This is a genomic window from Pseudoalteromonas sp. GABNS16E (assembly GCF_028598715.1).
GTDB classification, from domain to species: Bacteria; Pseudomonadota; Gammaproteobacteria; order Enterobacterales; family Alteromonadaceae; genus Pseudoalteromonas; species Pseudoalteromonas atlantica.
In genome coordinates, this window is sequence record NZ_JAQREZ010000035.1 from 1 (window position 1) to 23478 (window position 23478).

The 23478-nt window shown below is 41.5% G+C and carries 19 protein-coding genes and 8 tRNA genes; 6 read left to right on the forward strand and 21 right to left on the reverse strand.

Features of this window, described 5'->3' with window-relative positions; translation table 11 throughout:
* The first annotated feature begins 282 nt into the window (after positions 1 to 282).
* Entirely contained in the window at positions 283 to 1878 is a 1596-nt protein-coding gene (locus PSI06_RS13890) for a BCCT family transporter (protein WP_273604067.1), read from the forward strand.
* 544 nt (positions 1879 to 2422) lie between these two features.
* Here the strand turns inward: PSI06_RS13890 and PSI06_RS13895 are convergent.
* The 12 genes from PSI06_RS13895 to PSI06_RS13950 all read right to left on the reverse strand — a co-directional run bounded on the left by PSI06_RS13895 (position 2423) and on the right by PSI06_RS13950 (position 7957).
* Positions 2423 to 2509 (reverse strand) — tRNA-Leu (locus PSI06_RS13895).
* 37 nt (positions 2510 to 2546) lie between these two features.
* Positions 2547 to 2620 (reverse strand) — tRNA-Cys (locus PSI06_RS13900).
* Positions 2621 to 2639: 19 nt separating this feature from the next.
* Positions 2640 to 2715, reverse strand: a tRNA-Gly gene (locus PSI06_RS13905).
* Between the two features lie 58 nt (positions 2716 to 2773).
* Positions 2774 to 2860 (reverse strand) — tRNA-Leu (locus PSI06_RS13910).
* A 39-nt stretch (positions 2861 to 2899) separates the two neighbouring features.
* Positions 2900 to 2975 (reverse strand) — tRNA-Gly (locus tag PSI06_RS13915).
* A gap of 90 nt (positions 2976 to 3065) precedes the next feature.
* Positions 3066 to 3152, reverse strand: a tRNA-Leu gene (locus tag PSI06_RS13920).
* Between the two features lie 36 nt (positions 3153 to 3188).
* Positions 3189 to 3262 (reverse strand) — tRNA-Cys (locus PSI06_RS13925).
* A 27-nt stretch (positions 3263 to 3289) separates the two neighbouring features.
* Positions 3290 to 3365: transfer RNA gene (locus PSI06_RS13930), tRNA-Gly, on the reverse strand.
* A gap of 208 nt (positions 3366 to 3573) precedes the next feature.
* Complete coding sequence (gene pgsA, locus PSI06_RS13935; protein WP_024033647.1) at positions 3574 to 4119, reverse strand: CDP-diacylglycerol--glycerol-3-phosphate 3-phosphatidyltransferase; 546 nt, start codon at positions 4117 to 4119, stop codon at positions 3574 to 3576.
* A gap of 42 nt (positions 4120 to 4161) precedes the next feature.
* Positions 4162 to 5985, reverse strand: a complete 1824-nt coding sequence (gene uvrC, locus PSI06_RS13940) for an excinuclease ABC subunit UvrC (protein WP_004589510.1) — start codon at positions 5983 to 5985, stop codon at positions 4162 to 4164.
* A gap of 11 nt (positions 5986 to 5996) precedes the next feature.
* A complete protein-coding gene (uvrY, locus tag PSI06_RS13945; protein WP_273604066.1) occupies positions 5997 to 6647 on the reverse strand; it encodes a UvrY/SirA/GacA family response regulator transcription factor in 651 nt (216 codons plus the stop codon).
* Positions 6648 to 6805: 158 nt separating this feature from the next.
* Positions 6806 to 7957 carry a dicarboxylate/amino acid:cation symporter gene (locus tag PSI06_RS13950; RefSeq protein ID WP_273604065.1) on the reverse strand — a complete coding sequence of 384 codons (1152 nt, stop codon included), beginning with the start codon at positions 7955 to 7957 and terminating at the stop codon, positions 6806 to 6808.
* A 366-nt stretch (positions 7958 to 8323) separates the two neighbouring features.
* On the opposite strand from PSI06_RS13950, the gene cysK reads away from it, so the two are divergent.
* Together cysK and PSI06_RS13960 are read left to right on the forward strand one after the other, a co-directional pair.
* The gene (gene cysK, locus PSI06_RS13955; RefSeq protein ID WP_004589513.1) at positions 8324 to 9292 is read left to right on the forward strand and encodes a cysteine synthase A; all 969 of its coding nucleotides are present in this window, start codon (positions 8324 to 8326) and stop codon (positions 9290 to 9292) included.
* Between the two features lie 146 nt (positions 9293 to 9438).
* Entirely contained in the window at positions 9439 to 9873 is a 435-nt protein-coding gene (locus PSI06_RS13960) for a hypothetical protein (RefSeq protein ID WP_029773124.1), read from the forward strand.
* Positions 9874 to 9939: 66 nt separating this feature from the next.
* Here the strand turns inward: PSI06_RS13960 and PSI06_RS13965 are convergent, their stop codons facing one another.
* Positions 9940 to 12216, reverse strand: coding sequence for an acyl-CoA dehydrogenase (locus tag PSI06_RS13965; RefSeq protein ID WP_273604064.1), 2277 nt, complete (start codon positions 12214 to 12216; stop codon positions 9940 to 9942).
* A gap of 167 nt (positions 12217 to 12383) precedes the next feature.
* Here PSI06_RS13965 and PSI06_RS13970 point away from each other — a divergent pair, with 167 nt between their 5' ends.
* Positions 12384 to 14231, forward strand: a complete 1848-nt coding sequence (locus PSI06_RS13970; RefSeq protein WP_273604063.1) for a M2 family metallopeptidase — start codon at positions 12384 to 12386, stop codon at positions 14229 to 14231.
* Between the two features lie 89 nt (positions 14232 to 14320).
* On the opposite strand, the gene PSI06_RS13975 is transcribed toward PSI06_RS13970, so the two are convergent.
* The 7 genes from PSI06_RS13975 to PSI06_RS14005 form a co-directional block, all read right to left on the reverse strand.
* Positions 14321 to 15115, reverse strand: a complete 795-nt coding sequence (locus PSI06_RS13975) for a putative porin (RefSeq protein ID WP_004589517.1) — start codon at positions 15113 to 15115, stop codon at positions 14321 to 14323.
* A 199-nt stretch (positions 15116 to 15314) separates the two neighbouring features.
* The gene (locus tag PSI06_RS13980) at positions 15315 to 15689 is read right to left on the reverse strand and encodes a PH domain-containing protein (RefSeq protein WP_273604062.1); all 375 of its coding nucleotides are present in this window, start codon (positions 15687 to 15689) and stop codon (positions 15315 to 15317) included.
* Positions 15689 to 16597 carry an ABC transporter ATP-binding protein gene (locus PSI06_RS13985; protein WP_273604061.1) on the reverse strand — a complete coding sequence of 303 codons (909 nt, stop codon included), beginning with the start codon at positions 16595 to 16597 and terminating at the stop codon, positions 15689 to 15691. Before PSI06_RS13985 ends, PSI06_RS13980 begins: the two co-directional genes overlap by 1 nt.
* Positions 16594 to 17421 carry an ABC transporter permease gene (locus PSI06_RS13990; protein ID WP_273604059.1) on the reverse strand — a complete coding sequence of 276 codons (828 nt, stop codon included), beginning with the start codon at positions 17419 to 17421 and terminating at the stop codon, positions 16594 to 16596. The genes PSI06_RS13985 and PSI06_RS13990 overlap by 4 nt, the downstream gene beginning before the upstream one ends.
* A gap of 164 nt (positions 17422 to 17585) precedes the next feature.
* Positions 17586 to 18767 (reverse strand): cystathionine beta-lyase, encoded by a 1182-nt coding sequence (locus PSI06_RS13995; RefSeq protein ID WP_054983889.1) that lies wholly within the window; start codon positions 18765 to 18767, stop codon positions 17586 to 17588.
* 9 nt (positions 18768 to 18776) lie between these two features.
* Positions 18777 to 19700 carry an NAD(+) diphosphatase gene (nudC, locus tag PSI06_RS14000; RefSeq protein WP_273604057.1) on the reverse strand — a complete coding sequence of 308 codons (924 nt, stop codon included), beginning with the start codon at positions 19698 to 19700 and terminating at the stop codon, positions 18777 to 18779.
* 152 nt (positions 19701 to 19852) lie between these two features.
* Positions 19853 to 20356, reverse strand: coding sequence for a LabA-like NYN domain-containing protein (locus PSI06_RS14005; protein ID WP_004589523.1), 504 nt, complete (start codon positions 20354 to 20356; stop codon positions 19853 to 19855).
* Positions 20357 to 20522: 166 nt separating this feature from the next.
* Between PSI06_RS14005 and PSI06_RS14010 the strand changes: the two genes are divergently transcribed.
* Together PSI06_RS14010 and PSI06_RS14015 are read left to right on the forward strand one after the other, a co-directional pair.
* Entirely contained in the window at positions 20523 to 21146 is a 624-nt protein-coding gene (locus PSI06_RS14010) for a hypothetical protein (RefSeq protein WP_273604055.1), read from the forward strand.
* Positions 21146 to 21889, forward strand: a complete 744-nt coding sequence (locus PSI06_RS14015) for a DUF3307 domain-containing protein (RefSeq protein WP_273604053.1) — start codon at positions 21146 to 21148, stop codon at positions 21887 to 21889. Before PSI06_RS14010 ends, PSI06_RS14015 begins: the two co-directional genes overlap by 1 nt.
* Positions 21890 to 21990: 101 nt before the next feature.
* Here the strand turns inward: PSI06_RS14015 and PSI06_RS14020 are convergent, their stop codons facing one another.
* A complete protein-coding gene (locus PSI06_RS14020; protein ID WP_054983885.1) occupies positions 21991 to 23382 on the reverse strand; it encodes a DEAD/DEAH box helicase in 1392 nt (463 codons plus the stop codon).
* Positions 23383 to 23478 lie beyond the last annotated feature (96 nt).

Consider the following 23478-nt stretch of genomic DNA (forward strand, 5'->3'; position numbering starts at 1 on the left):
GCTAACTTATTACGCACTTCCGACGAGGCGGGAAGATAGATTTTACCCTCGAAGGGTCAAACCCAAACCAAGTAAATACCCCACCAAAAAGAAAAATACCAGTCAGCTTAACTGACTGGCATTAAGCATTAGCTCGCTTTTTTTTGCCTTTCAAACTATATAAAAATTTATTAATGTATTTCAGAGATATATACCATAATTAAATATCAGTAATAGGCGCTTTTTGATTTACTTACGTACTATAAAATTGAAGTTTGTTATCTATAATATAAAAGAGTCATGATGGATGACCAATTGAACAAATACAGTATTGACACTACCGATTATCAGGTAGGTCAAGATAACGTACAAAAATGGGGGTTTGATGTTCATAACCCAGTGTTTGGAATAAGCGCATTTTTAGTCATACTATTTGTTGCCCTTACCTTATTGCTTGACCCTGAAGTCGTCAGGGAAGCACTTACCTCAACTAAAGATGCCATTATCAATAAATTTGATAGCTACTTCATGTTGATTGCTAATGGTTTCGTATTATTCTGCTTTGCACTTGCGCTCTCCCCTCTTGGTAAAATTCGCTTAGGGGGTGTTGATGCAAAACCTGAACATGGTTATCTCTCATGGCTGGCAATGTTATTTGCCGCAGGAATGGGGATAGGTTTACTGTTTTGGGGTGTTGCAGAGCCCGCAGCCTATTATACTGATTGGTACTTAATGCCAATGAACGCAGAGCCAAATACCCCAGAAGCTCACTCTTTAGCCATGGGCGCCACCATGTATCACTGGGGCTTACATGGTTGGGCAATTTACGCCATAGTTGCACTTAGCTTAGCGTTTTTTGCTTACAATAAAGGCCTTCCTTTATCTATACGCTCCGTGTTTTATCCCTTATTTGGCGATCGTGCTTGGGGTTGGCTGGGTCATGTTATTGATATACTTGCTGTACTCTCTACGCTTTTTGGTTTAGCAACGTCTCTTGGTTTAGGGGCACAGCAAGCAACAAGTGGTATTAATTATTTAATGGGCACTGACTACGGCACCGCTTTTCAAGTTACAGTTATAGCACTCGTTACCTGTATTGCTATTGTTTCTGTTATTAAAGGCATTGAAGGGGGTGTGAAAGTACTTAGTAACATCAATCTTATATGTGCATTTATTTTACTTGTAGCCATAATATCGCTTACTTTTAGTGACTCAATTACAGCAATATGGTTTACCTTTGGTGCATATGTAGAACATATGGTTCCACTTAGTAATCCGTTTGGCCGTGAAGATGAAGACTGGATGCATGCCTGGACAGTATTTTATTGGGCATGGTGGATATCGTGGTCGCCGTTTGTAGGAATGTTTATTGCCCGCGTTTCTAGAGGCCGTACCGTGCGAGAATTTTTATTAGTCGTCATTGGCCTGCCAACACTATTAAGCTTAGTGTGGATGGGGGTATTTGGTAATTTAGCGATTTCACAAATTATTGATAAAGTTGGCCCACTTGGGCAAAACGGGTTAACCGATATCTCTGTGACGCTATTTCAGGTTTATGAGCAGCTTCCGCTTAGTGGCCTTATTAGTGTGATCTCAATTGTGCTTGTTTTAGTGTTTTTTATTACCTCTTCTGATTCTGGCTCACTTGTAATAGATGGCATAACCGCTGGCGGAAAAATTGATGCGCCGGTACCACAACGTATATTTTGGGCATCGATTGAAGGGGCAATAGCCGCCGTATTACTGTGGGTAGGTGGCTCTCAAGCCTTGCAGGCCTTGCAATCGGGAGTAGTAACCACTGCGTTACCTTTCTCAATTGTGCTTATTTTAATGTGCGTGGCGCTTATTCAAGGTTTAATGAGCGAATACTCTATTTATAAGGCACAAACAAAGTTATAGCATTATGTACTTTAGCAAAGCGGCTTTGTGTCGCTTTGCTTTGCACTTTATTTCCTCCCTTACCTACACACTTCAGCTAATACATTAACGACCGTATTTAATCATCAAACTGTTTAGGTTTGGCAATACACCTCTAAAACACGTTGTTTTAATAAATAGAGCGCACATATAAGCGCATAACAACCAAGTGCTATTAGTTGCACCTTTAGCTATCAAGTTTATATCATCAGGTAGTCGCGTATGTATGCAAAATTGCTTTGATGAAACTGAATTGGATGTAAACGGCGTTAAAAGTACCCTATATCAGCAGCAAAGGGGTATAGGGAAAGTAATGTAGGTTTAATCAACTAACGCTAACGTGTAACAATACGTATGCTTTGCTTTAAGCACGATTGTCTGCCTTAAAATTAGTCACTTAATTAAGCCAAGTGCTATTAATTTTTAAGGAATAGGCAAAAACATAAACAAAGTGATTTTTATATAACAGATGGGTATTTATTTAAAATAGGGAGTATTTAATTTACTAAAAGGACTTTAGTAAAAGTGGTGCCCGAGGCCGGACTTGAACCGGCACGACTTGTTAGTCGAGGGATTTTAAATCCCTTGTGTCTACCAATTCCACCACTCGGGCATCGAGTTTGCTATTTAAAGCATGTGGAGTAATTAAATGGAGGCGGAACCCGGAGTCGAACCGAGGTGGACGGATTTGCAATCCGCTGCATGGCCACTCTGCCATTCCGCCTTAACGCTTCCAAATAATTTGGAGCGGCACACGAGGCTCGAACTCGTGACCTCGACCTTGGCAAGGTCGCGCTCTACCAACTGAGCTAGTGCCGCATTAAACTTTTATTAATATTTATCTAACTTTCAATTACCTTGGTAGAATAATTAAAAGTGGTGCCCGAGGCCGGACTTGAACCGGCACGACTTGTTAGTCGAGGGATTTTAAATCCCTTGTGTCTACCAATTCCACCACTCGGGCATCGAGTTTGCTATTTAAAGCAAGTGGATAAAACTAATATGGAGCGGCACACGAGGCTCGAACTCGTGACCTCGACCTTGGCAAGGTCGCGCTCTACCAACTGAGCTAGTGCCGCATCATATTAATTCTAAATTTAATTACATAAACTAATTTATGTAACATTATTTTTATAAATTACACTTGGCAATGTAATTAAACCACAAAGTGGTGCCCGAGGCCGGACTTGAACCGGCACGACTTGTTAGTCGAGGGATTTTAAATCCCTTGTGTCTACCAATTCCACCACTCGGGCATCGAGTTTGCTATTTAAAGCATGTGGAGTGTTGAATGGAGGCGGAACCCGGAGTCGAACCGAGGTGGACGGATTTGCAATCCGCTGCATGGCCACTCTGCCATTCCGCCAAACCGTTGGACAACCTAATGAAAACTTGGAGCGGCACACGAGGCTCGAACTCGTGACCTCGACCTTGGCAAGGTCGCGCTCTACCAACTGAGCTAGTGCCGCATTATTATTTAATTATCTGCGTTATTCAACATCTTGCGATGTTTACGCTGCTAACTAAGTAACTTTGGTTTTCTTTATCTTAGGGGCTATGCCCTCTCAACACGGACGCATTCTACAGAGATTATTAAACGCGTCAACACAAAAAATGCCACTTTTGAACTGTTTGATTATTTTTTATCTAAAACGGTGCGTTATTAGACGTTTACAATCAATTTTTGGTCAATTCACTCCATGCAGCCATTAAATATTGCACCATAGAGCTCAGTGTTAAATAGGTGGCTATATACAATAAAGCAAAACTTAAATAGATCATCCACGTATCGTATTGCCAAATTAGGCCAATAATCGCCAGCATTTGCGCCGCGGTTTTTATTTTGCCCATATTTGATACCGCAACGTTTCCACGTTTGCCTTGTTCGGCCATCCACTCACGTAATGCAGATATCACTATTTCACGGCTAATAATAATAAGGGCCGGAATCGTCATATACATAGACTGATAATGATCAGAGAGCGCAACAAGTGCAGCACACACCATAACCTTATCGGCTACAGGGTCTAAAAACGCACCAAAAGGCGTAGATTGCTCTAGCTTTCGTGCTAAATAGCCATCAAGTATATCGGTGATTGATGCAAGCCAAAAAATAAAAGCGGCAGCAAAAAACGCCCAGCTATAAGGCAAGTAAAATATCACCAAAAATATGGGGATAAGAAAAAGTCTAAAGGTTGTGAGTGTGTTTGGAATATTCCACATAACTACTTGGATATGTCTTTTTTTCTATATTCGCATGAAGGGCTAGCCCTTGTCATGCAAATGGTTAAATATCTTCTCAGCCATGTCAGGACTGATCCCAGGAACTTTCTTTAACTGTTCTATATTAGCAGCTTTTACCCCTTGCATGCCCCCTAAATATTTTAATAATGTTTGGCGGCGCTTAGAACCTACTCCATTGATCTCTTCTAATAATGATTGCGTGCGCTGTTTTTGGCGCTTATTACGGTGCCCTGCAATGGCAAATCGGTGCGACTCATCGCGAATATGCTGAATTAAATGAAGTGCTGGCGCATCCGAATCCATAGGAATCGTTTTTCGCCCGCCATCAATTAATAAGGTTTCAAGGCCTGGCTTTCTGCTTGTGCCTTTTGCTACACCTACTAACAGCGGCATTTTAGCATGTGGCCACGTGGCAAAATACTGCTCTGCACGGCCTAGTTGCCCTTTACCACCGTCAATGAATATAACGTCAGGGATTTTGTCTTCATCTACCACTTTGTTGTAGCGTTTGTTCAGTGCAAACTCCATTGCCGCGTAATCATCACCGCCGGTTATACCCGTTACGTTGTAGCGCCTGTACTCTTTGTTATTTGGCCCTTGCGAATCAAATACTACACAACTGGCTACTGTGTTCTCCCCCATGGTATGGCTGATATCAAAACATTCCATTCTGTTTATATCATCTAAGCCTAGGGTCGCTTTTAATTGTGCATAACGTTTGTTTATGGAGTCTTGCGTACTTTGTTTAACGGTAATGCTGTTTAATGCGTTTTTATTAGCAAGCTGAAGGTATTGTGCTCGCTCTCCGCGGGTAACCACTTTAAGCGATACTTTGCGCTCACTAATTTGCGTAAGCGCTTCACTCAATGCGCTACTTTCTTCAATCTCGAACGGTAAAATAATTTCTTTTGCTATGCGCCCTGTCGCACCAGGCGCTAAATAATATTGCCCTAAAAACGAAGTGAGTATTTCCTCTTGCCCCGAATCTTTAGGCACTTTTGGAAAATAGGTTTTACTGCCTAGCACTTTATGATCACGGATCATTAATAAATGAATCCCATTTAATCCATTTAAGTGCGCAAAACCGACCACATCCATTTCAGCAAAATTACCTGAAATAGACTGCTGCTCCTGCATTTTGCGCAGTAGCATAATTTGGTCGCGCACTTTAGCTGCGAGCTCAAAGTTAAGGTCTTTACTCGCCGCTTCCATTTTTTTTATTAAATCGGCTATTACTTCGTGCGACTTACCTGTTAAAAACTTACGTACATAATCAACTTGTTCGCCGTACTCTTGCTCTGTCACTTTATTAACACACGGTGCTGAACAGCGCTTTAGCTGATACTGTAAACACGGGCGGCTTCTGGCACGGTAATAGGCATCTTCGCACTGACGTACAGGAAATATTTTTTGCATTAAACGCAAACTTTCCGACACTGCGCCAGCACTTGGGAAAGGCCCAAAATACTCGCCTTTTACCTTGCGGCTGCCTCTATGAAAGGCTAAACGCGGATGTTTATGACTGGTAAGTAATATATAGGGGTATGACTTATCATCACGTAATAAAATGTTATAACGCGGCTGATATTTTTTTATAAGGTTGTTTTCAAGCAGCAGGGCTTCGGTTTCGGTGTTTGTGAGCGTAACTTCAATATCGCAAATATTACTCACTAGCACACGGGTTTTGCTGTCGGTTAGATTAGATCTAAAGTAGCTACTTACCCGTTTTTTTAAGTTTTTAGCTTTACCGACATAAATAACTTGTTGTTCACTATCAAGCATACGGTATACACCCGGTTCACTTGATAGCGTTTTTAAAAATTGGGCGTGATCGAATTCAGACATAAATTAAAAAATTAATGAGATACGTCTATATCAATCATTTTATGGCGAATAGCCAAATGAGTAAGCTCAACGTCGCCTCCTACGCTTAATTTTTCAAACATACGGTAACGGTAGCTGTTCACTGTTTTTGAGCTTAAATTTAAGCGATCGGCAATATCTTGAGCTTTTTCACCTTTGGTGATCATTAGCATAATTTGTAGCTCGCGCTCAGATAAGCTTTGAAAAGGGTTTTCATCGGTACGCCCTGTTACTTGCGCAAGGGCTATTTGTTGTGCAATTTCTGGGGCGATATAACGCTGACCTGCATGAACAGAACGTATAGCACGAACCATTTCATCAGAGCCTGCACCTTTGGTTAAAAAGCCATGCGCGCCAATTTGCATCACTTTTGATGGAAACGGGTCTTCGCAATTAACCGTAAGCACAATAATTTTTACATCTGGGCAATAGCGACAAATCTTTTTAGTGGCCTCTAAGCCACCCATGCCAGGCATGTTCATATCCATTAATACAATATTAGGTGCGTGCTGGCGACAAAACTGTACCGCAGCCTCTCCATCTTTAGCTTCGCCTACCACTTTAAAACCACGTACATCATCTAATATACGTTTTATACCAGTTCGTACCAGCTCATGGTCATCAACTAAAAGCACATTAATCAATGTAATACCCTCATTAACCTAACAATACGCAACAAACAATCTAATTTGCCACATTACCACAGTTAAAGCGAAACAATAACTAATATTATTGCTTCGCTTTAGGTGTACTCATCTTTTAGCATTATTTTACTACTGCTAAAAACCAGTACTTTAGTTTTTTATGACGCTGCTTTTTCGCTAAAACGGTCTACCCATAGGGCAATAATACCATCGCCTGTTACATTACACGCAGTACCAAAGCTATCTTGCGCAAGGTAAAGTGCAATCATAAGTGCAACAGCGCCTTCGTTAAAGCCAAGCATACTAGTTAATAAACCGAGCGCCGACATTACTGCTCCACCAGGCGCACCTGGCGCTGCAATCATTACTACCCCTAACATCATAATAAACGGCAGCATCCCCATTAAAGAAGGTACTTCCATGCTTGGCGATAAAAACATTACGGCCATCGCACACGTCACAATCGTAATGGTAGAACCCGATAGATGGATAGTAGCGCACAGTGGCACTGTAAAGTTTGCTACATCTTCTTTTACGTTATTTGCTTTGCTTGATTGCAAAGAAACCGGAATGGTTGCCGCGCTCGACATTGTCCCCAGCGCTGTAAAATAAGCAGGAAGCATATTTTTAACGAGCTCCAACGGGTTACGTTTAAGTAATACCCCCGTAGAAACATATAATACGGTTAGCCACAGCCAATGCATAACAAGTGCCGCAATAAGCACAACACCAAAGGTTTGCAGTGTATCTACCACGGTCCCTGCTACGGTCATTTCTGCAAATACACCCGCAATGTAAAATGGTAATACCGGAATAATTACTTTAGATAATAAAGCATCGATTACATCGCGACCCTGATCAGACACTTTTTTAAGTGTTTCTAATTCAAGTTGGCTCATGCCAATACCAAACACAAATGCAGTCACAAGCGCTGTCATTACACCCATCAGCGGTGGAATTTCTAAATCAATAAAACTGCCAATTTCAGTGGCAACTTCGGCTTCAAACGTAATATTGCCACTTAGCAGTGGAATAACTGCACTTACTAGTAAAAAGGCAAGCGTACCTGCAATTACTGTAGAGCTATAAGCAAAGCCAACAGTTTTACCTAATAAATGGCCAGACCCTTTAGGCAAGCCCGCAATGCCCGAAGCAATAAAAAATAAAATAATTAATGGGATGGTAAAAGAAATAAGTTGGCCAATAAGTTCTTTAACAGTAAATAAAAGCTCAACACCTGTGAGAGGCACATAAAGCCCGACCAAAATACCGGCCACAATACCGGCAATTAATTTTAAGATTAACTTCATTGTGATTGCTTAGTTGAATATAGATAGAGTGTTTTTAACATGTTTTAGGCGCATTGTGTGATAAAAGTATTCAAGTTATATTCATCTGCGCAAATAACACACAAAAACATCGCAATAATTAGCCTACTCTGAGCATTTTTTAACTACGTGGCGAAATTTACTCTTTAAATTTAAAAATGAGCCCGCATCCTTAATAACTAAAGCAACAATAATAACTAATTTTTATTTCGGCTGGTTATAAGCCCAATAGATATATGTTATAGCCAAACTTTACTTTAGTTTTTTTAAACTCGCAGTAAAGTGTATTTATATAGTTAATAGCAAAGGCTATTAACACATTGATCAGATTGTATCCAAAGGAACATTATGTCTACTATTTTTGAAGATAACTCACTAAGCATTGGTAATACACCACTGGTAAAACTTAATCGCGTAACAGGCGGAAACGTTTACGCTAAAGTAGAATCGCGTAATCCTAGCTTTAGTATTAAATGTCGTATTGGTGCATCAATGATTTGGGAAGCTGAAAAATCAGGTCAGCTTGTTGAAGGTAAAGAACTAATTGAACCTACATCGGGTAATACAGGCATTGCCCTTGCATTTGTTGCAGCAGCACGTGGTTACAAATTAACACTTACCATGCCCAATACAATGAGCCTAGAGCGCCGCAAACTATTAAAAGCATTAGGCGCTAACTTAGTGCTTACAGATGGCGCTAAAGGTATGAATGGCGCAATTGAAAAAGCAAAAGAAATTCAGGCAACAGATCCAGAAAAATACATTTTATTACAACAGTTCGAAAACCCAGCTAACCCTAAAATTCACTTTGAAACAACCGGCCCTGAAATTTTTGAAGCGCTTGATGGTAAAGTAGACTTTTTTGTAGCAGGCGTAGGCACTGGCGGTACTATTACAGGTGTTAGCCGTTACCTTAAAAACGAAAAAGGCCTAGATGTTAAAGCGATTGCAGTTGAGCCAACTAACTCACCTGTTATTAGCCAAACGCTTGCAGGCGAAGAAGTAAAACCAGGTCCACATAAAATTCAAGGTATTGGCGCAGGCTTTATTCCTGGTAATCTTGATTTAAGTGTGATTGATGGTGCTGAGCAAGTATCAAACGAAGATGCTATTGCAATGGCTCATGAGCTAATGAAAAAAGAAGGTATTTTAGTGGGTATTTCATCAGGCGCAGCTGTTGTTGCCGCTAAACGCCTTGCTGAAAAGCCAGAAAACGCTGATAAAAATATTGTGGTGATTTTACCAAGTGCCACAGAGCGTTACCTGTCTAGCCCAATGTTTGCTGAAGAATTTAGCGAGCAAGAATTAGTACAGTAAACTTCTCTCCTTGAGATACTTAAAAGGATGCTTATGGCATCCTTTTTTATTATTTATGATTCAATTTTCTATTTATTCCCCAGTGCTGCTTTACATCTTGTTTAATTAACCACACACTTTAAAAAAACTAATTAAAAACATTCAACATGAAAAAAATAACAGCTTATTTAAGTTTTATCGTATGCTTATTTTTAGCCGCCTGTGGCGATAGCGTACAAACGCTGGGCGACTCACCGGGCGATACAGCCACCGCTTACTTTGATGCATTGTATAATCAAAAAGATTTACAAAAAGCCAGCACAATGGCCACCCCTAACCTCAGCCGGATTATGAAATCCTATGGCACCGCTAAGCAATTTGCCCGAAACTTAGTAAACCTGCAATACGATGAAGTAGTAATTGAAGTCGATATGACCAACATGAGCGTACGCGAACAATATGGCGATAACGCCAAAATAAACCTCATTTTTACAGGCTACTTTAATGGCGATAAAGTCGATGATATGCGCAGCGTTAAAATGCTTCGTAAAAAAGGGAAATGGTATATCGATAAAATAGTTGCAGACCCTTACGCACGTTAACTAATACACCACAAAAAAGGCCTTACACATGTAAGGCCTTTTTGCGTTTAGCGCTTATCTTAAGCGTTATAATTCACCGGGTTTAAAGTTATCAACGGCAATTGCTTGTTTTCTTAGTTTATTGGTATGGTGCATTGCATCGGCATCTGCTTGCGCAAGGAGCTCATTCTTTAGTGCGTAATTTATTGCGCCTTCTATGTCGAGCGTTGCAGGGACCTTACCACTGCGTTGCCAGTTTTTTAACTCTTTAAACTGTGTTTGCATATCGTGCATAGCTAAAAATGCATTTTCCATCACGCCCGTGCCCGCATTTTCATCTACATAACATAAGTGCGTTAAGCGGTTTCTAAACACCCCAGGTTGCGTCATATGCTCGCAAATACTTTGGGCTGTTTCATCACTTGGCTTGTGGTAGTGATTCCCCAGCGGAAACACAATGCGTTTAAGTAAAATGTTAACCACCGGATTTGAAAAGTTTTTGAAAAAACCATCAAACGCTTGGCCTATCTCATAAAGAGAATTTTCAATAGCGTATTTCACAAAAGGTAAATCAGCCTGTTGGCGCCCTTCATCTTCAAAGCGTTTTAATACCGTAGAGGCTAAATATAAATGGCTAAGCACATCACCTAAACGCGCCGAAATCATCTCTTTACGCTTTAGCTCGCCACCAAGTACCAACATGGCTACATCTGTAGTAAAAGCAAGCCCTCGGCTCATTCTGCTTAGCTGTTTGTAATACACAGCGGTTGCACCGCACACGGGCGCTTTTGCCAAACAGCTTCGCGTAAGACCATGCACAAAAGCCATGCCGGCGTTACTGGCAGCAAATAAAATGTGCTTCATCAATAAACTATCAAATTGATCAAGTGCTGCATCGTCGTCTTCCATTGCGGCAGCTTCCATTTCCTTTAACACAAACGGATGACAACGGGTGGCACCTTGGCCAAAAATCATTAAGTTGCGGGTTAAAATGTTTGCCCCTTCAACGGTAATCGATACCGGGATCCCCATATAACCATGGGCTAAATAGTTATTAGGCCCTACTTGAATACCTTTACCAGAATGAATGTCCATTGCATCGTTCATTACCGTACGCCCCATTTCGGTCATATGGTATTTTGCAATGGCGGTAACAACCGATGGGCTCAGTTTTAAATCTATTGCGCCTGCGGTCATTAAACGCGCAGACTCTAACGTATACGTTAACCCGCCAATACGCGCTAAGGCTTCTTGTACACCTTCAAATTGGCCAATTGATACACCAAACTGTTGGCGTACCACAGAGTAAGCAGAGGTCATTTTAGAGGCTAAATGCCCTGTTGCGGTGCTTAGTGCAGGTAAAGAAATACCGCGCCCAGCACTTAAACACTCAACCAACATGCGCCAGCCTCGTCCTGCGCCTTGCTCACCACCAATAATCCAATCTAGCGGAATAAAAACATCTTTACCGTAGGTAGTTCCGTTCATAAATGCCATGTTTAATGGATAATGGCGCTCACCCGTTTCTACCCCTTCGTGATCTGTAGGAATTAGCGCACAGGTAATCCCTAGCTCTTTTTCATCGCCTAATAACCCATCTGGGTCATACATTTTAAAGGCAAGGCCAAGTACGGTTGCCACCGGCGCAAGCGTAATATAACGCTTAGACCAATTTAAACGCAGCCCTATAACTTCTTCACCATTATGCTGCCCTTTACACACTACGCCTGAGTCGGGAATACTGCCGGCATCAGAGCCTGCTTCTGGGCCTGTAAGTGCAAAACACGGTACATCTTTACCACTTGCAAGGCTTGGCAACCAACGGTCTTGTTGCTCTTTTGTGCCATAATGCAGTAACAGCTCGCCTGGGCCTAAGCTATTAGGCACCATAACAGTAACCGCCGCAGTTAAGCTTTTTGTGGCAATTTTTGACACTATGGTTGAATTAGCAATGGCAGAGAACTCACGTCCACCAAATTTTTCAGGAATGATCAGCGCAAAAAAGCCCTCTGTTTTTAAGTAATCCCAGACTTCTTTTGGCAAGTCTTTATCTTTTTGTACAATGTGGTAATCATCTAGCATCGCCAGTAGCGTGTTCACCTGATTATCCATAAAGTCATTTTCTTTATCGCTAAGCTCAGGCCTTGGAAAGTTATGCAGTTTTTGCCAATCTGGATTACCACTAAATAGCTCACCATCCCACCATACATCGCCGGCTTCCATTGCCTCTCGCTCAGTTTGCGAGAGCGGCGGAAGTACCTTTTTAAACATTTTAAACGTAGGACGGCTGATCAGGTTAAGGCGAATATCTTTGACTGCAAAAATAACCACCACCACGACCAGCAATATTATAAATACTGACATGAGCACATTCCTTTTACATTGAATGAAAATAGTAACTTAATTATGACCCATCTTAGTTTAAATACAATCATTGCGCGATGCACCACACGCCTTAACGTATTAATTTTATTGTTTTAAACATCGCTGCTATTATCACTTTCTTAATAACAATAAACCAAAGGAATACAATGAACACGCCACGCTTTAAACTAAGTATGAGCGCCCTCATAGTCGCAAGTACATTAGCATTAGCCGCCTGCGAAGCAGAAATAGCCATAGACACTAGTGATTCAGCACAGACAGAAAAGCCTCTTACAAAACAAGATGCCAATGCATTTATTGCCAAAGCCGAGCAAGAACTAAGTGAGCTTTACCTAGAGTCGAGCCGCGCTGAGTGGATTTACGCAAACTTTATAACACACGACACCTCGGCGTTATCTGCCGAAGTTAACCGTAAAATGACCGAGTCGGTCGTGCGTTTAGCCAATCAGGCAGCACAATTTGACGACTTAGCGCTTGATTACGATGCACGCCGCAAACTTAATAAACTTAAACTTGCGCTTACTTTACCCGCTCCTCAGGACGTCGAAAAAACAGCCCAACTTTCAACTATTGTCGCAGAGCTAGGTGGTTTATACGGTAAAGGTAAATACTGTAAAGACGATGGCAGCTGTTTAAGCCTTGGTGACATGACCGCAAAAATGGCCACCAGCCGTGATTACAACGAGCTACTTGATTTATGGCAAGGGTGGCGTCAAATTTCAAAGCCAATGCGCCCACTTTACGAGCAGCAAGTAACTCTTACAAACGAAGGGGCTAAAGAGCTAGGTTATGCTGATACCGGCGCAATGTGGCGCAGCAAGTACGATATGCCAGCCGATGACTTTACAACCGAGCTTGACCGCATTTGGGGGCAAGTAAAGCCACTTTATAACTCACTGCATTGCCATGTACGCGCTAAATTAGGCGATAAATACGGCACCGACAAAGTAGCCCAAGATGAGCCTATTCCTGCGCATTTATTAGGAAACATGTGGGCACAAGCGTGGGGTAACATTTACGATGTGGTCGCGCCAGAAAACGCCGATCCGGGTTACGATGTTACCGAGCTATTAGCTAAAAATAATTACGACGAGCTAAAAATGGTTAAAGGTGCTGAAACCTTTTTTACCTCAATGGGGTTTGAGCCATTGCCAGAGACCTTTTACGAGCGTTCGTTATTTGTAAAACCAAAAGACAGAGACGTACAGTGTCATGCCTCTGCTTGGAATATAGATAGCAAAGACGACTTACGCATTAAAATGTGTATTCAGCGCACCGGCGAAGAATTTTCTGTTATTCACCATGAGCTAGGCCACAATTTTTATCAGCGCGCTTATAATAAACAGCCTTTATTTTATCAAGAAAGTGCCAACGATGGTTTTCACGAAGCCATTGGCGACACCATTGCTTTATCGGTTACACCCGGTTACTTAAAAGAAATTGGTTTACTTGAGCAAGTACCTGATGAGTCAAAAGACATTGGCTTACTAATGAAAATGGCGCTAGATAAAGTCGCCTTTGTGCCCTTTAGCTTAATGGTTGATCAATGGCGCTGGCAGGTATTTTCGGGCCAAGTAAAGCCACAAGATTATAATAAAGCGTGGTGGGAGCTACGTGAAAAATACCAAGGTGTGAAAGCGCCTATTGCACGTAGCGAAGATGACTTTGATCCAGGTGCTAAATACCACGTACCGGGCAACACCCCTTATACACGTTACTTTTTAGCGCATATTTTACAGTTTGAATTTCACCGTAGCTTATGTGAAATAGCCGGTAACGATAAAGCCATTCACCGCTGCTCTATTTATAATTCAAAAGAAGCAGGGGATAAGCTAAACGCAATGCTAGAAATGGGCTCTTCTCGTCCATGGCAAGAAGCCCTTGAAACCATTACTGGCAAGCCGCAAATGGATGCAACCGCTATGCTTGATTACTTTGCACCGCTGCAACGCTATTTAGATGAGCAGAACAAAGACCGTAATTGCGGCTGGTAAAACTTTTACCACGGTTAATTTAAGTTAAAAACAACAAAGCCCGCTACAGTAGCGGGCTTTTTATGCTTTTAATTAAGTACAGGGCTTAATTAAAACTGAAAACGCATGTTTGCAAAGTATGCATCGTTATCAGAGTCATCTGCATTGTTCTCGTAACCTACTTTAAGACCAATGTTTTTATTGATGAAGTGCTGAGCACCAAAGCTATATGTATCTTGCTTGTTGTAGTTAGCAAATACCGAGGTTGCTTTTGAGAAGTAGTAGTTAGTTTCTGCTACCCACTGGTTTTCTGCATCTTCAATGCTCTCGTATTTACCTTCAAACGTTAAAAAGTTACCTTGCTGTAAGTCAATAAAGTACTTAGCTGCAACAGCGCGGTAATCAAAGTCGTCATCAGATGTAAGTGTTACACCTACGTAGTCTGTGCTGTTTAGCATGTGGTTGTATGCTAAATCAAACAAAGCAAAGTCATCGCCGTCTTTGTTTTCAACAAGCGTTACTTTTGCTAATAAATCAGGGTTAAAGAAGTAGCCACCTGTTAGCTTGTAAAGCTCACCGTTAGAGCCCGAATCTGGGTCAAGGTTTTCGTAAGATGCGCCAACAACAAATTCATTAATAAAGTATTCGCCACCAATGTTAGTAACATCGCCAAAGTCGTCATCAGCATAACCGCCGTAAACGTTAGTTTGTTTATTAATGTACTCAAACTGATCGTACGGACCTAATGTTTTTTTAGGAGATAGGTAATAAATAGAGTCTACAGCAACGGTGTCGTTGTTATCGCTATCTTTGTAGCTTAAATTACTGATTGAATTGTAGCTGTCTGCAGCAGCCGCAGTGCTAGATAATAAAATGCTTGAAATAATAACTGCTAATTTTTTCATTGTAAGACTTCCCTTTGTGCATTGCTTTTTATGCTTTAGCTCAATGACTAAAGTGGGGACATGCTAACGCTGAGAAACTGAATGAAAACTTAATTAAGCAGTTGTATTTATTAAGTTAATTGTAAGTAGGTGTAAGAAACTGTAAATTTAAAGTAGTTGCAACATATAGTCAACAACTACTTAAAACATGTTCAGCAAACTAAAGTGCATGCTGACTTATTACACGATAAACTTCGTTAATATTATCGCCCGATTTAAACTCTTTACTAATAGGCGTTGGATCTGAACCAATCCAAATTTTAAGCTCGGCATCTAAATCAAAGTGCCCTGCACTTTCTTTACTAAACTTAGTAATTTTAGAATAAGCAATACTCACCATTTCCATTTTAGAGCCGGTCATACCTTGCTTATCAATTAAAATTAAACGCTTATTAGTAAAAATAAACATATCGCGAATCACCTTATAGGCTTTTTCTACTTGTTCGCCATCTATTAGGGTATTAGCAAGTACTTTTTCTAAATCAGAATCATCTACTTCGCTTGCATTTCCCATTAAACCACTGAGTAGTCTCATTATGCTTTCTCCTGTGTAAATATTTGATTTTCTAAGGTGTGACCATTTACTAACTGCCTATATTGCCAGTTTTGTTGATGGCAAAAGTTTAATAAAGCAATATCAAGTGGCTCACCGGTTGGCTGGTACTCAATCACGTATTCTTTATGTTGGCTCATATACACACGGCTTACACCTGCTAACGCCTGCAGTTGCTGCTCCACATTTTGATACGCCTCGTTGAGCATTAAGGTATAAAAGTGAGTATGCGTATTGTTGTCTTTTGTTTGGTGCTCGCTCAAAATACCCTTATCTAGGTGGAGCACTTGGGAGCATAATCGCTCAAGTTCGGTTAAATCGTGCGAACTTAAAATAAAGGTGGCTTCATCGCTTAAGCTCGATACCAGCTCTCGCACCTCTCTGGCATGAATAGGGTCAAGCCCTGCTGTGGCTTCATCAAGCATCACTATTTTCGGCGAGCCAATCAGCGCTTGCGCTATCGTTACCCGTTTGCGCATACCGTGAGATAAATCGCCAGCACGCTGTTTAGCGACTTCTTTTAAGCCAACCAAATCAAGTACCCGCAGCGCTTCATTGTGGCTTTGTTTAGCGCCCATGCCTTGAAGCTTGCCATAAAACGCCAGTTGCTTATCTATATTAAAACGCGGATCTAACTGCGCATCTTGCGGTAATGCACTCACTTGGTTGAACAACGCAGCACTACCAGGCATATGCCCTAAAATACTGAGCTCACCGTAGCTTGGGTTAATATAGCCGCACAATAAACTAAATAATGTGGTTTTACCGGCGCCATTTGGGCCCACTAACGCCACAGGTGCACCTTTTTGAATTTCAAAGCTTACGTTGTTAAGTGCTTGCTTTGCGCCATACGATTTACTCAAGCCGCTGGCTTTTATTAATACGCTCATAGCGAACTCCTTGTAAATATTCGATGCGCAATCGCTATAAATACAGCGCTTTGAATAAGCGGCACACCTAAGGCACTCAATAAAGGTAGGTTTTGCCCAGCTAAAAGCTCAGAATTAACCCCAGGGAAAAGGTAATCGAGCGCATTTAAAGCCGGTACTTGCCACGCCAATATACCCACAATAATGCCGCCACCAGCAAAATATAAAATGGCTAACACAATTGCTAAACGCGACGAGCGAGCAAATGTGTTAATCAAACTCATTAATGCCACAAACGGGCTAAGTACCACCACCATTATTATAAATATAGAAACCGCACGGCTTAACCCTCCCATTAATAGGCTTGGCTCTCTGTAACCAAGTACGCCAAGGGTTGCCACTAAGGTAATAGCTAATAAACACGCTAACACGCCAAGCTGACCTAAAAAACGGCCAAATAAAATTTCAAACCGTGTAGAGCGCAACGATAAAAACCGTAATGTGCCACGCTCTCTATCGCCAACGGTTTGATCGCTTGATATAAAAATAGCAAACAGCGGAAAGCTATACAAAGCGACTAGCCAGTACATAGCAAATTCGGCCTCAGGCCAATCAAGCAACTTACTTAAACCAATACTGCCTGAAATATCGCGTGCCATTTGTTCAAAATTGGGGGCACTAATAATGCTGACGGCTTGGCCTATCGGGTAGCGTAAAATAAGTAACCAAACAAGGGCAAAGGCGGCCATTGCAATTAAGCCGCGCTTGGTTAAAAACATACGTACTAGCTCAAAACCCGCTATTTGGCTTAATCGCCCTATGTTCACTAATGATGATGTTGCCATTGGCTTTCCTTAATGACGTTGCTCATGCTTTAAAATAAAGCGTAATGTAACAACAGTAAGTGTAAACACCTTGAATTACCAGCAAAAAAAAAGCTCACCATAAGTGAGCTTTGTAACAAACCGTTTAAATGTAACAGGCCAAACTTTGTTTATTTAGCCTATTTTTATAAATGCTGTTGGTATACCTCAAGTGCTTGGCTTAAGTCATTAATTAAATCATCAATGTCTTCAAGGCCAATATGCAAGCGAATAACAGGGCCTAAATCCCAACCCGTGTTCGAACGTAAGCCTTTCATGGTCAAATTGGCAGTGACTAAACTTTCAAAGCCGCCCCACGAAAAACCCATTTTAATGTGCTCAAGGCTATCTAAAAACGCATCAATGGCTTTTTGGTTACCGGTTTTCATTACAAATGAAAACAATCCATTGCTGCCATCAAAGTCGCGCTTAAAAAATTCATGCCCAGGGCAGCTTGCAAATGCAGGATGGCGAATATGATCAACTAACTCATGTTGCTCAAGCCATTTTGCCACCTCTATAGCCGCCTTTTCGTGCTGATTTAAACGCACTGCCATAGTACGTAAACCTCTAAGCGCTAAATAGGCATCATCTGCGCTGGTGCATTGCCCCAATAAGTACGACTGCTCACGCAGGGTTGGCCAGTACTTTTTATTTGCCACTGCTACACCCATCATTACATCAGAGTGGCCAACAATATACTTAGTTGCTGCTTGAATACTAATATCTACACCGTGTTCAAGTGGGCGGTAATGCAAGCCATTGCCGTAGGTGTTATCAAGCATGGTCATAATATTATGCTCATTGGCTACTTTTACCATGGCAGGTACATCTTGTATTTCCATGGTTATAGAGCCAGGCGATTCTAAAAACAGCACTTTTGTGTTTGGCTGAATATACGCCTCAATACCTGCGCCAATCGTGGGTGGGTAATAAGTGGTGGTAACACCTAGTCCCGCTAAAATTTTATCGCAAAAATCACGCGTAGGTTCATACACGTTATCAACCATTAAAATATGATCGCCCGCTTTTACAAACGACAATAACGCTTGGCTTATTGCCGCAGCGCCGCATGGATAAAGTGCGCAGCCTTCGCCGCCTTCAAGCTCGGTTATCGCCTCTTGCAGTGCAAAATGTGTAGTTGTGCCACGGCGGCCATAAAATAATGTTTTATCACCGCGGGTTTTAGCGGCTTCTTTTAATTCGGCCACGCTGTCAAATACAATTGTAGAAGCGCGTTGTACTACGGGATTTACCACACCATGGGTGTAGGCTTTTTTACGCCCCGTTGATACTAACTGGGTATTTTTATTTTTGCTTGTCGACATTACCAATCCTTAAGCCTTATTTGAAAGCCATTGTTCAATTAAAAAACGCGAAATTGAATCGACCCGAGGGAGTTTATAATGATCGCCTTCATCGCCCATATTGCCAAACGCCTTAACTTCTTCGCACGTAAACCATTTGGCATCATCTAATTCGTCTTTATCTACGTTTATTTGCTCAGTTTTAGCCTGAGCAATAAAACCCAACATAATAGAAGAAGGAAATGGCCAAGGTTGCGAGGCAATATAACGTACATTATCAACGTCAATGCCTGCTTCTTCTTTAACTTCGCGCGCTACAGCTTGCTCTAGTGTTTCACCTGGATCTACAAAGCCTGCCAATGACGAATACATACCTTGTTGCCATATTGCTTGGCGACCCAATAAACAACGCTCTATTCCATCTTCAAATACTTTAGTAACCACCATAATTACTGCAGGGTCAGTGCGTGGAAATGTAGGGTGCTTGCAGTGCTCGTTTTCACATAGGCGTGAATGCCCTGCCTCTACTAATGTATTTTTACTGCCACAACGCCCACAAAAACTATGCGTTGCATGCCAATAACATAAGCCACGTGCAAGTGCGGCGATAGAGCCATCTTTTATATCAACGTGAGGGCCATATTGGCGTATATCAAAAAACTGTGCGTCGCCTATAACGCGCTTGAGTTCGTCATCGTGTATGGCTGAAACATCTAACGCAAACACACCCTGTTGCTCGGTATTTGAGCCTAAATAAATAGCGTTTGATAAATCTAAATGGGCAATTTGCTGATACGTTAAGTAGCACACTTGAGCTGCGTCTTTATAAAACAAAGTGTGGTTATTATTCACCAAAAGCCACTTACTTTGTGCCGACATTTGCGCGTTTAACCACGCCGCGTTTTTACGAAAATTAGACCCGCGGTCTAATGGCATGTCGCTGTAATAAAGCATGTGAGTCCTCAATAACATGGTATGGCGTAAAATTACCATAACCGCTGAGTAAACCCAATTTATTACAGCAATAAAAAAAGCCTATATTAGCTATATAGGCTCTTTATTAAAAACTCTCATGTTGCAGGCACTTAGCCGCTATATTTTATGCTTTAGAGTAGCAAGCTATCATCAATTAAATGAAACTGTTCTGCACTTTGCTTAAGCACCTCTGCGGTTAACTTATCGGCGCCGTAAACATCGCACGGTACATTGTATTGATTTTTTAAATGCCCTAGCAATAACGCAAAGTCGCCATCACCAGAGAGCAAAATAACTTTATCGAGGTTTTTGCCTTGCTCTAGCATATCTATCGTTATGCCTACATCCCAATCCCCTTTTGCGCTGCCGTCACGGCGCTGAATAAACGGCTTTAGTTTTACCTCAAAGCCAATAGCACGCAAAATATTTTGAAACTGGTTTTGTTTTTCATCACCGCGGTGAATGGCATACGCAAATGCACAATCTATAGAATACTGCTGCTTCATGTGCGCCCAAAATGCATTGTAGTCAAAGTTTTTACGGTAACTTTCGCGGCACGTGTAATAAATGTTTTGTACATCAACAAAAATACCGACACGTGGCTTACTGATTTGCTGATCGTTTTGTAAAGTCATTTGTTTCCTTAAGTGCTCACAGCTCAGCGCAGCTGAAATAAAACGCCATTAACGAGTGAACCTTGCAATTTTGTTTTAAGTAACCTAAATTGGTTACTTAACTAAATGTAACCAAATTTGGTTACCTGATTCTATGTAACTGCATTAAGTTACTTTTTGGATTTTTATGATTGGTGTGATCAGCGGCGATATAATTAAATCGCAAAAAATACCTAAGCAGCAATACGATGCCATGCTTTATCAGCTAGAGCAAAGTTTGCGTGCAATTAGTAATAATACCTCACTGTGGACCATATACCGAGGTGATGCTTTTCAGCTACAAATAAATCAAAGCGAGCAGTTAATTAAAACCGCTATTATCATTTATTTGCATTTAAAGTCGGCAGGTTACGAGCTACGCCAAAGTATGGCCTTAGGTGAGGTAGACAACCCACGCAGCGATATAAAAACAGCCACCGGCTCGGCCTTTGTGCTCTCTGGGCAAGGCCTTGATAAAATAGCCAATCAGCGCTTTAGCTTACAGATAGCAAAGCACACCCTAAATGAAGGTTTTAGCCTTAACCTTGCCTTTGTTGATACCTTGCTTAGCAAAATAACGCAAAAACAAGCCAATGCGCTTTACGTGTATTTAACCCAGGCCGATAACAACCATGCAGCACTGGCAAAAGAGCTTAACACCAGTCGCGAAAATGTCACTAAATTGCTTAATTTAGCAAATTATCAGCTTATAGAGCGATTTATAGTACACGCTAAACAGGTCATAACAACGATTGTAAAAGGAAGTGAGTAATGGGGTTTTCGTTATTATTAGCGGCATTAATTATAGGCCACCTAGTCAGTGACTTTTTTTTACAACCAATGAGCTGGGTAAACGATAGAAACACCCACCACTTTAAAGCTAAAAAGCTCTACCTGCATGTATTAGTACACGGTGTGGTTAGCGCCGTTATTTTAGCGCTTTGGGAATATAGCTATGGCTGGCAACAACTAAGCACCGTGTTACTTTCAACCGCTGCAATTATGCTTAGCCACTACCTAATAGATATTGCTAAGTCGTATTCAAATAAAGGGGTTGTGCCCTTTTTACTCGACCAAATCGCGCATATAGCCGTAATAATAGCGCTGTGTATTTATATAACTGATAACCAAAGTTTAATCGCGTATGTAAGCGCGCTTGCCATAAACCCTAAAGTACTGTGGGTTGTATGCGGATATTTAATTATATTAAGCCCAAGTGCCGTATTTATAAGAATGATGCTTGAAAGGCTCACCGCTAACTTTTCAAGTGAGGGCAGCTTACCGTTGGCCGGACAAAGCATTGGCATGATAGAGCGAGTACTTATGCTCAGCTTTATATTACTTGATCAATTTGCTGGGCTTGGCTTTTTGCTAGCTGCCAAGTCGGTATTTAGGTTTGGCGATTTAAGTGCCAGTAAAGATAAAAAGCTCACCGAGTACGTTATGCTAGGCACCTTACTAAGCGTTAGCGTTACCTTGTTTGTAGGATTAGGCGTTAATTCGTTGATCAGGTAAGTATAAATTACAGATAATAAAAAACGCGCTACTTCTATTAAAAAGGTAGCGCGTTTTTGTATTGGCGTTTAATTAAAGGCCAATACAATCTTTAATAATGATTAATCGTTATTTGGGCGACGACGGCGCTGGCCATTACCACCTACCGATTGACGCTTTGCCCATGGGCTTTGTGCGTTGTCATCGGTTTTGGCCGCTGGTTTTTTAGAACCACCACGACGAGGGCCTGTACCGCTTCCCCCATTGTTTGGTTTTTTGCTGTTCGGCTTATCAGACTTAGGTTTGTTAAACGGCTGCTTTGCTTTTTTAGGCTTTTTAGGTTTAATTGGGCGAGCATCTAATGCGCGCTCAGGCACTGGGCTAGTTGGTTCAAATCCAGGCTCTTCAGCGCGAGGGATCAGCTCACCAATAAAACGTTCAATACCGTATAAATCAGCGGCGTCATCGGCTGTTACAAACGAAATAGCATGCCCTGATGCACCAGCACGGCCTGTACGGCCAATACGGTGAACGTAATCTTCGTATACGTTTGGTAAGTCGTAGTTAACCACATGCGGAAGCTCAACAATATCAAGGCCACGTGCCACAATATCAGTCGCTACTAGTACGCGTACTTCACCACTTTTAAAGCCATCTAATGCTTTAACACGAGCGCCTTGTGATTTATTACCATGAATAGCGGCGCCTACTATGTCGTCGCGTTCAAGCTGTTTAACTAAACGGTTTGCTCCGTGCTTGGTACGGCTAAACACTAACACTTGCTGCCAGTCGTTGCTACGAATTAAATGGCTAAGTAAAGCGGTTTTACGCGATTTATCAACAGCGTAAACGCTTTGCGTTACGCTTTTAGCAGTGGTGTTTTTTGCCGCAACTGATATTTCAACAGGGTCGTTAATTAACCCTTTTGCTAATGCACGAATATCATCTGAAAACGTTGCCGAAAACATTAAGTTTTGGCGTTTAGGCGGCATTTTAGCAATCAGGCGTTTAATGTCGTGAATAAAGCCCATATCAAGCATGCGGTCGGCTTCATCAAGTACCAGCACTTCAACATTATCAAACTTAACAGCGTTTTGATTGTGTAAATCGATTAAACGCCCAGGCGTGGCCACTAAAATATCAACCCCTTTACGAAGGCGCTGCATTTGTGGGTTTATTTTTACGCCGCCGTACACTACAAACGAACTTACAGCAGAGTGCTTAGCGTATTCTTCAACGTTTTCGCTTACCTGCAAAGCCAGCTCACGCGTAGGCGCTAAAATAAGGGCACGTACGTGGTTACTTTTTGCTTTACTGCCTTTAGATAACAGCTCAATTAGCGGTAACGTAAAACCAGCGGTTTTACCTGTGCCTGTTTGTGCAGCCGCCATTACATCGCGACGTTCAATAATTGCAGGAATTGCTTGAGCCTGAATAGGCGTTGGCGTTTCATAGCCCTTTTCTAAAACCGCGTTAACTAAAGACTGTGATAAACCTAAACCATCAAAACTCATAAAATCTCTCAATAAAAAAAAGGCCAAACCGGCCAAGGGCGCATTATACGCAACTAACTTAGAAATGCATGGAAATATTCACTTTGCAAATTAAGT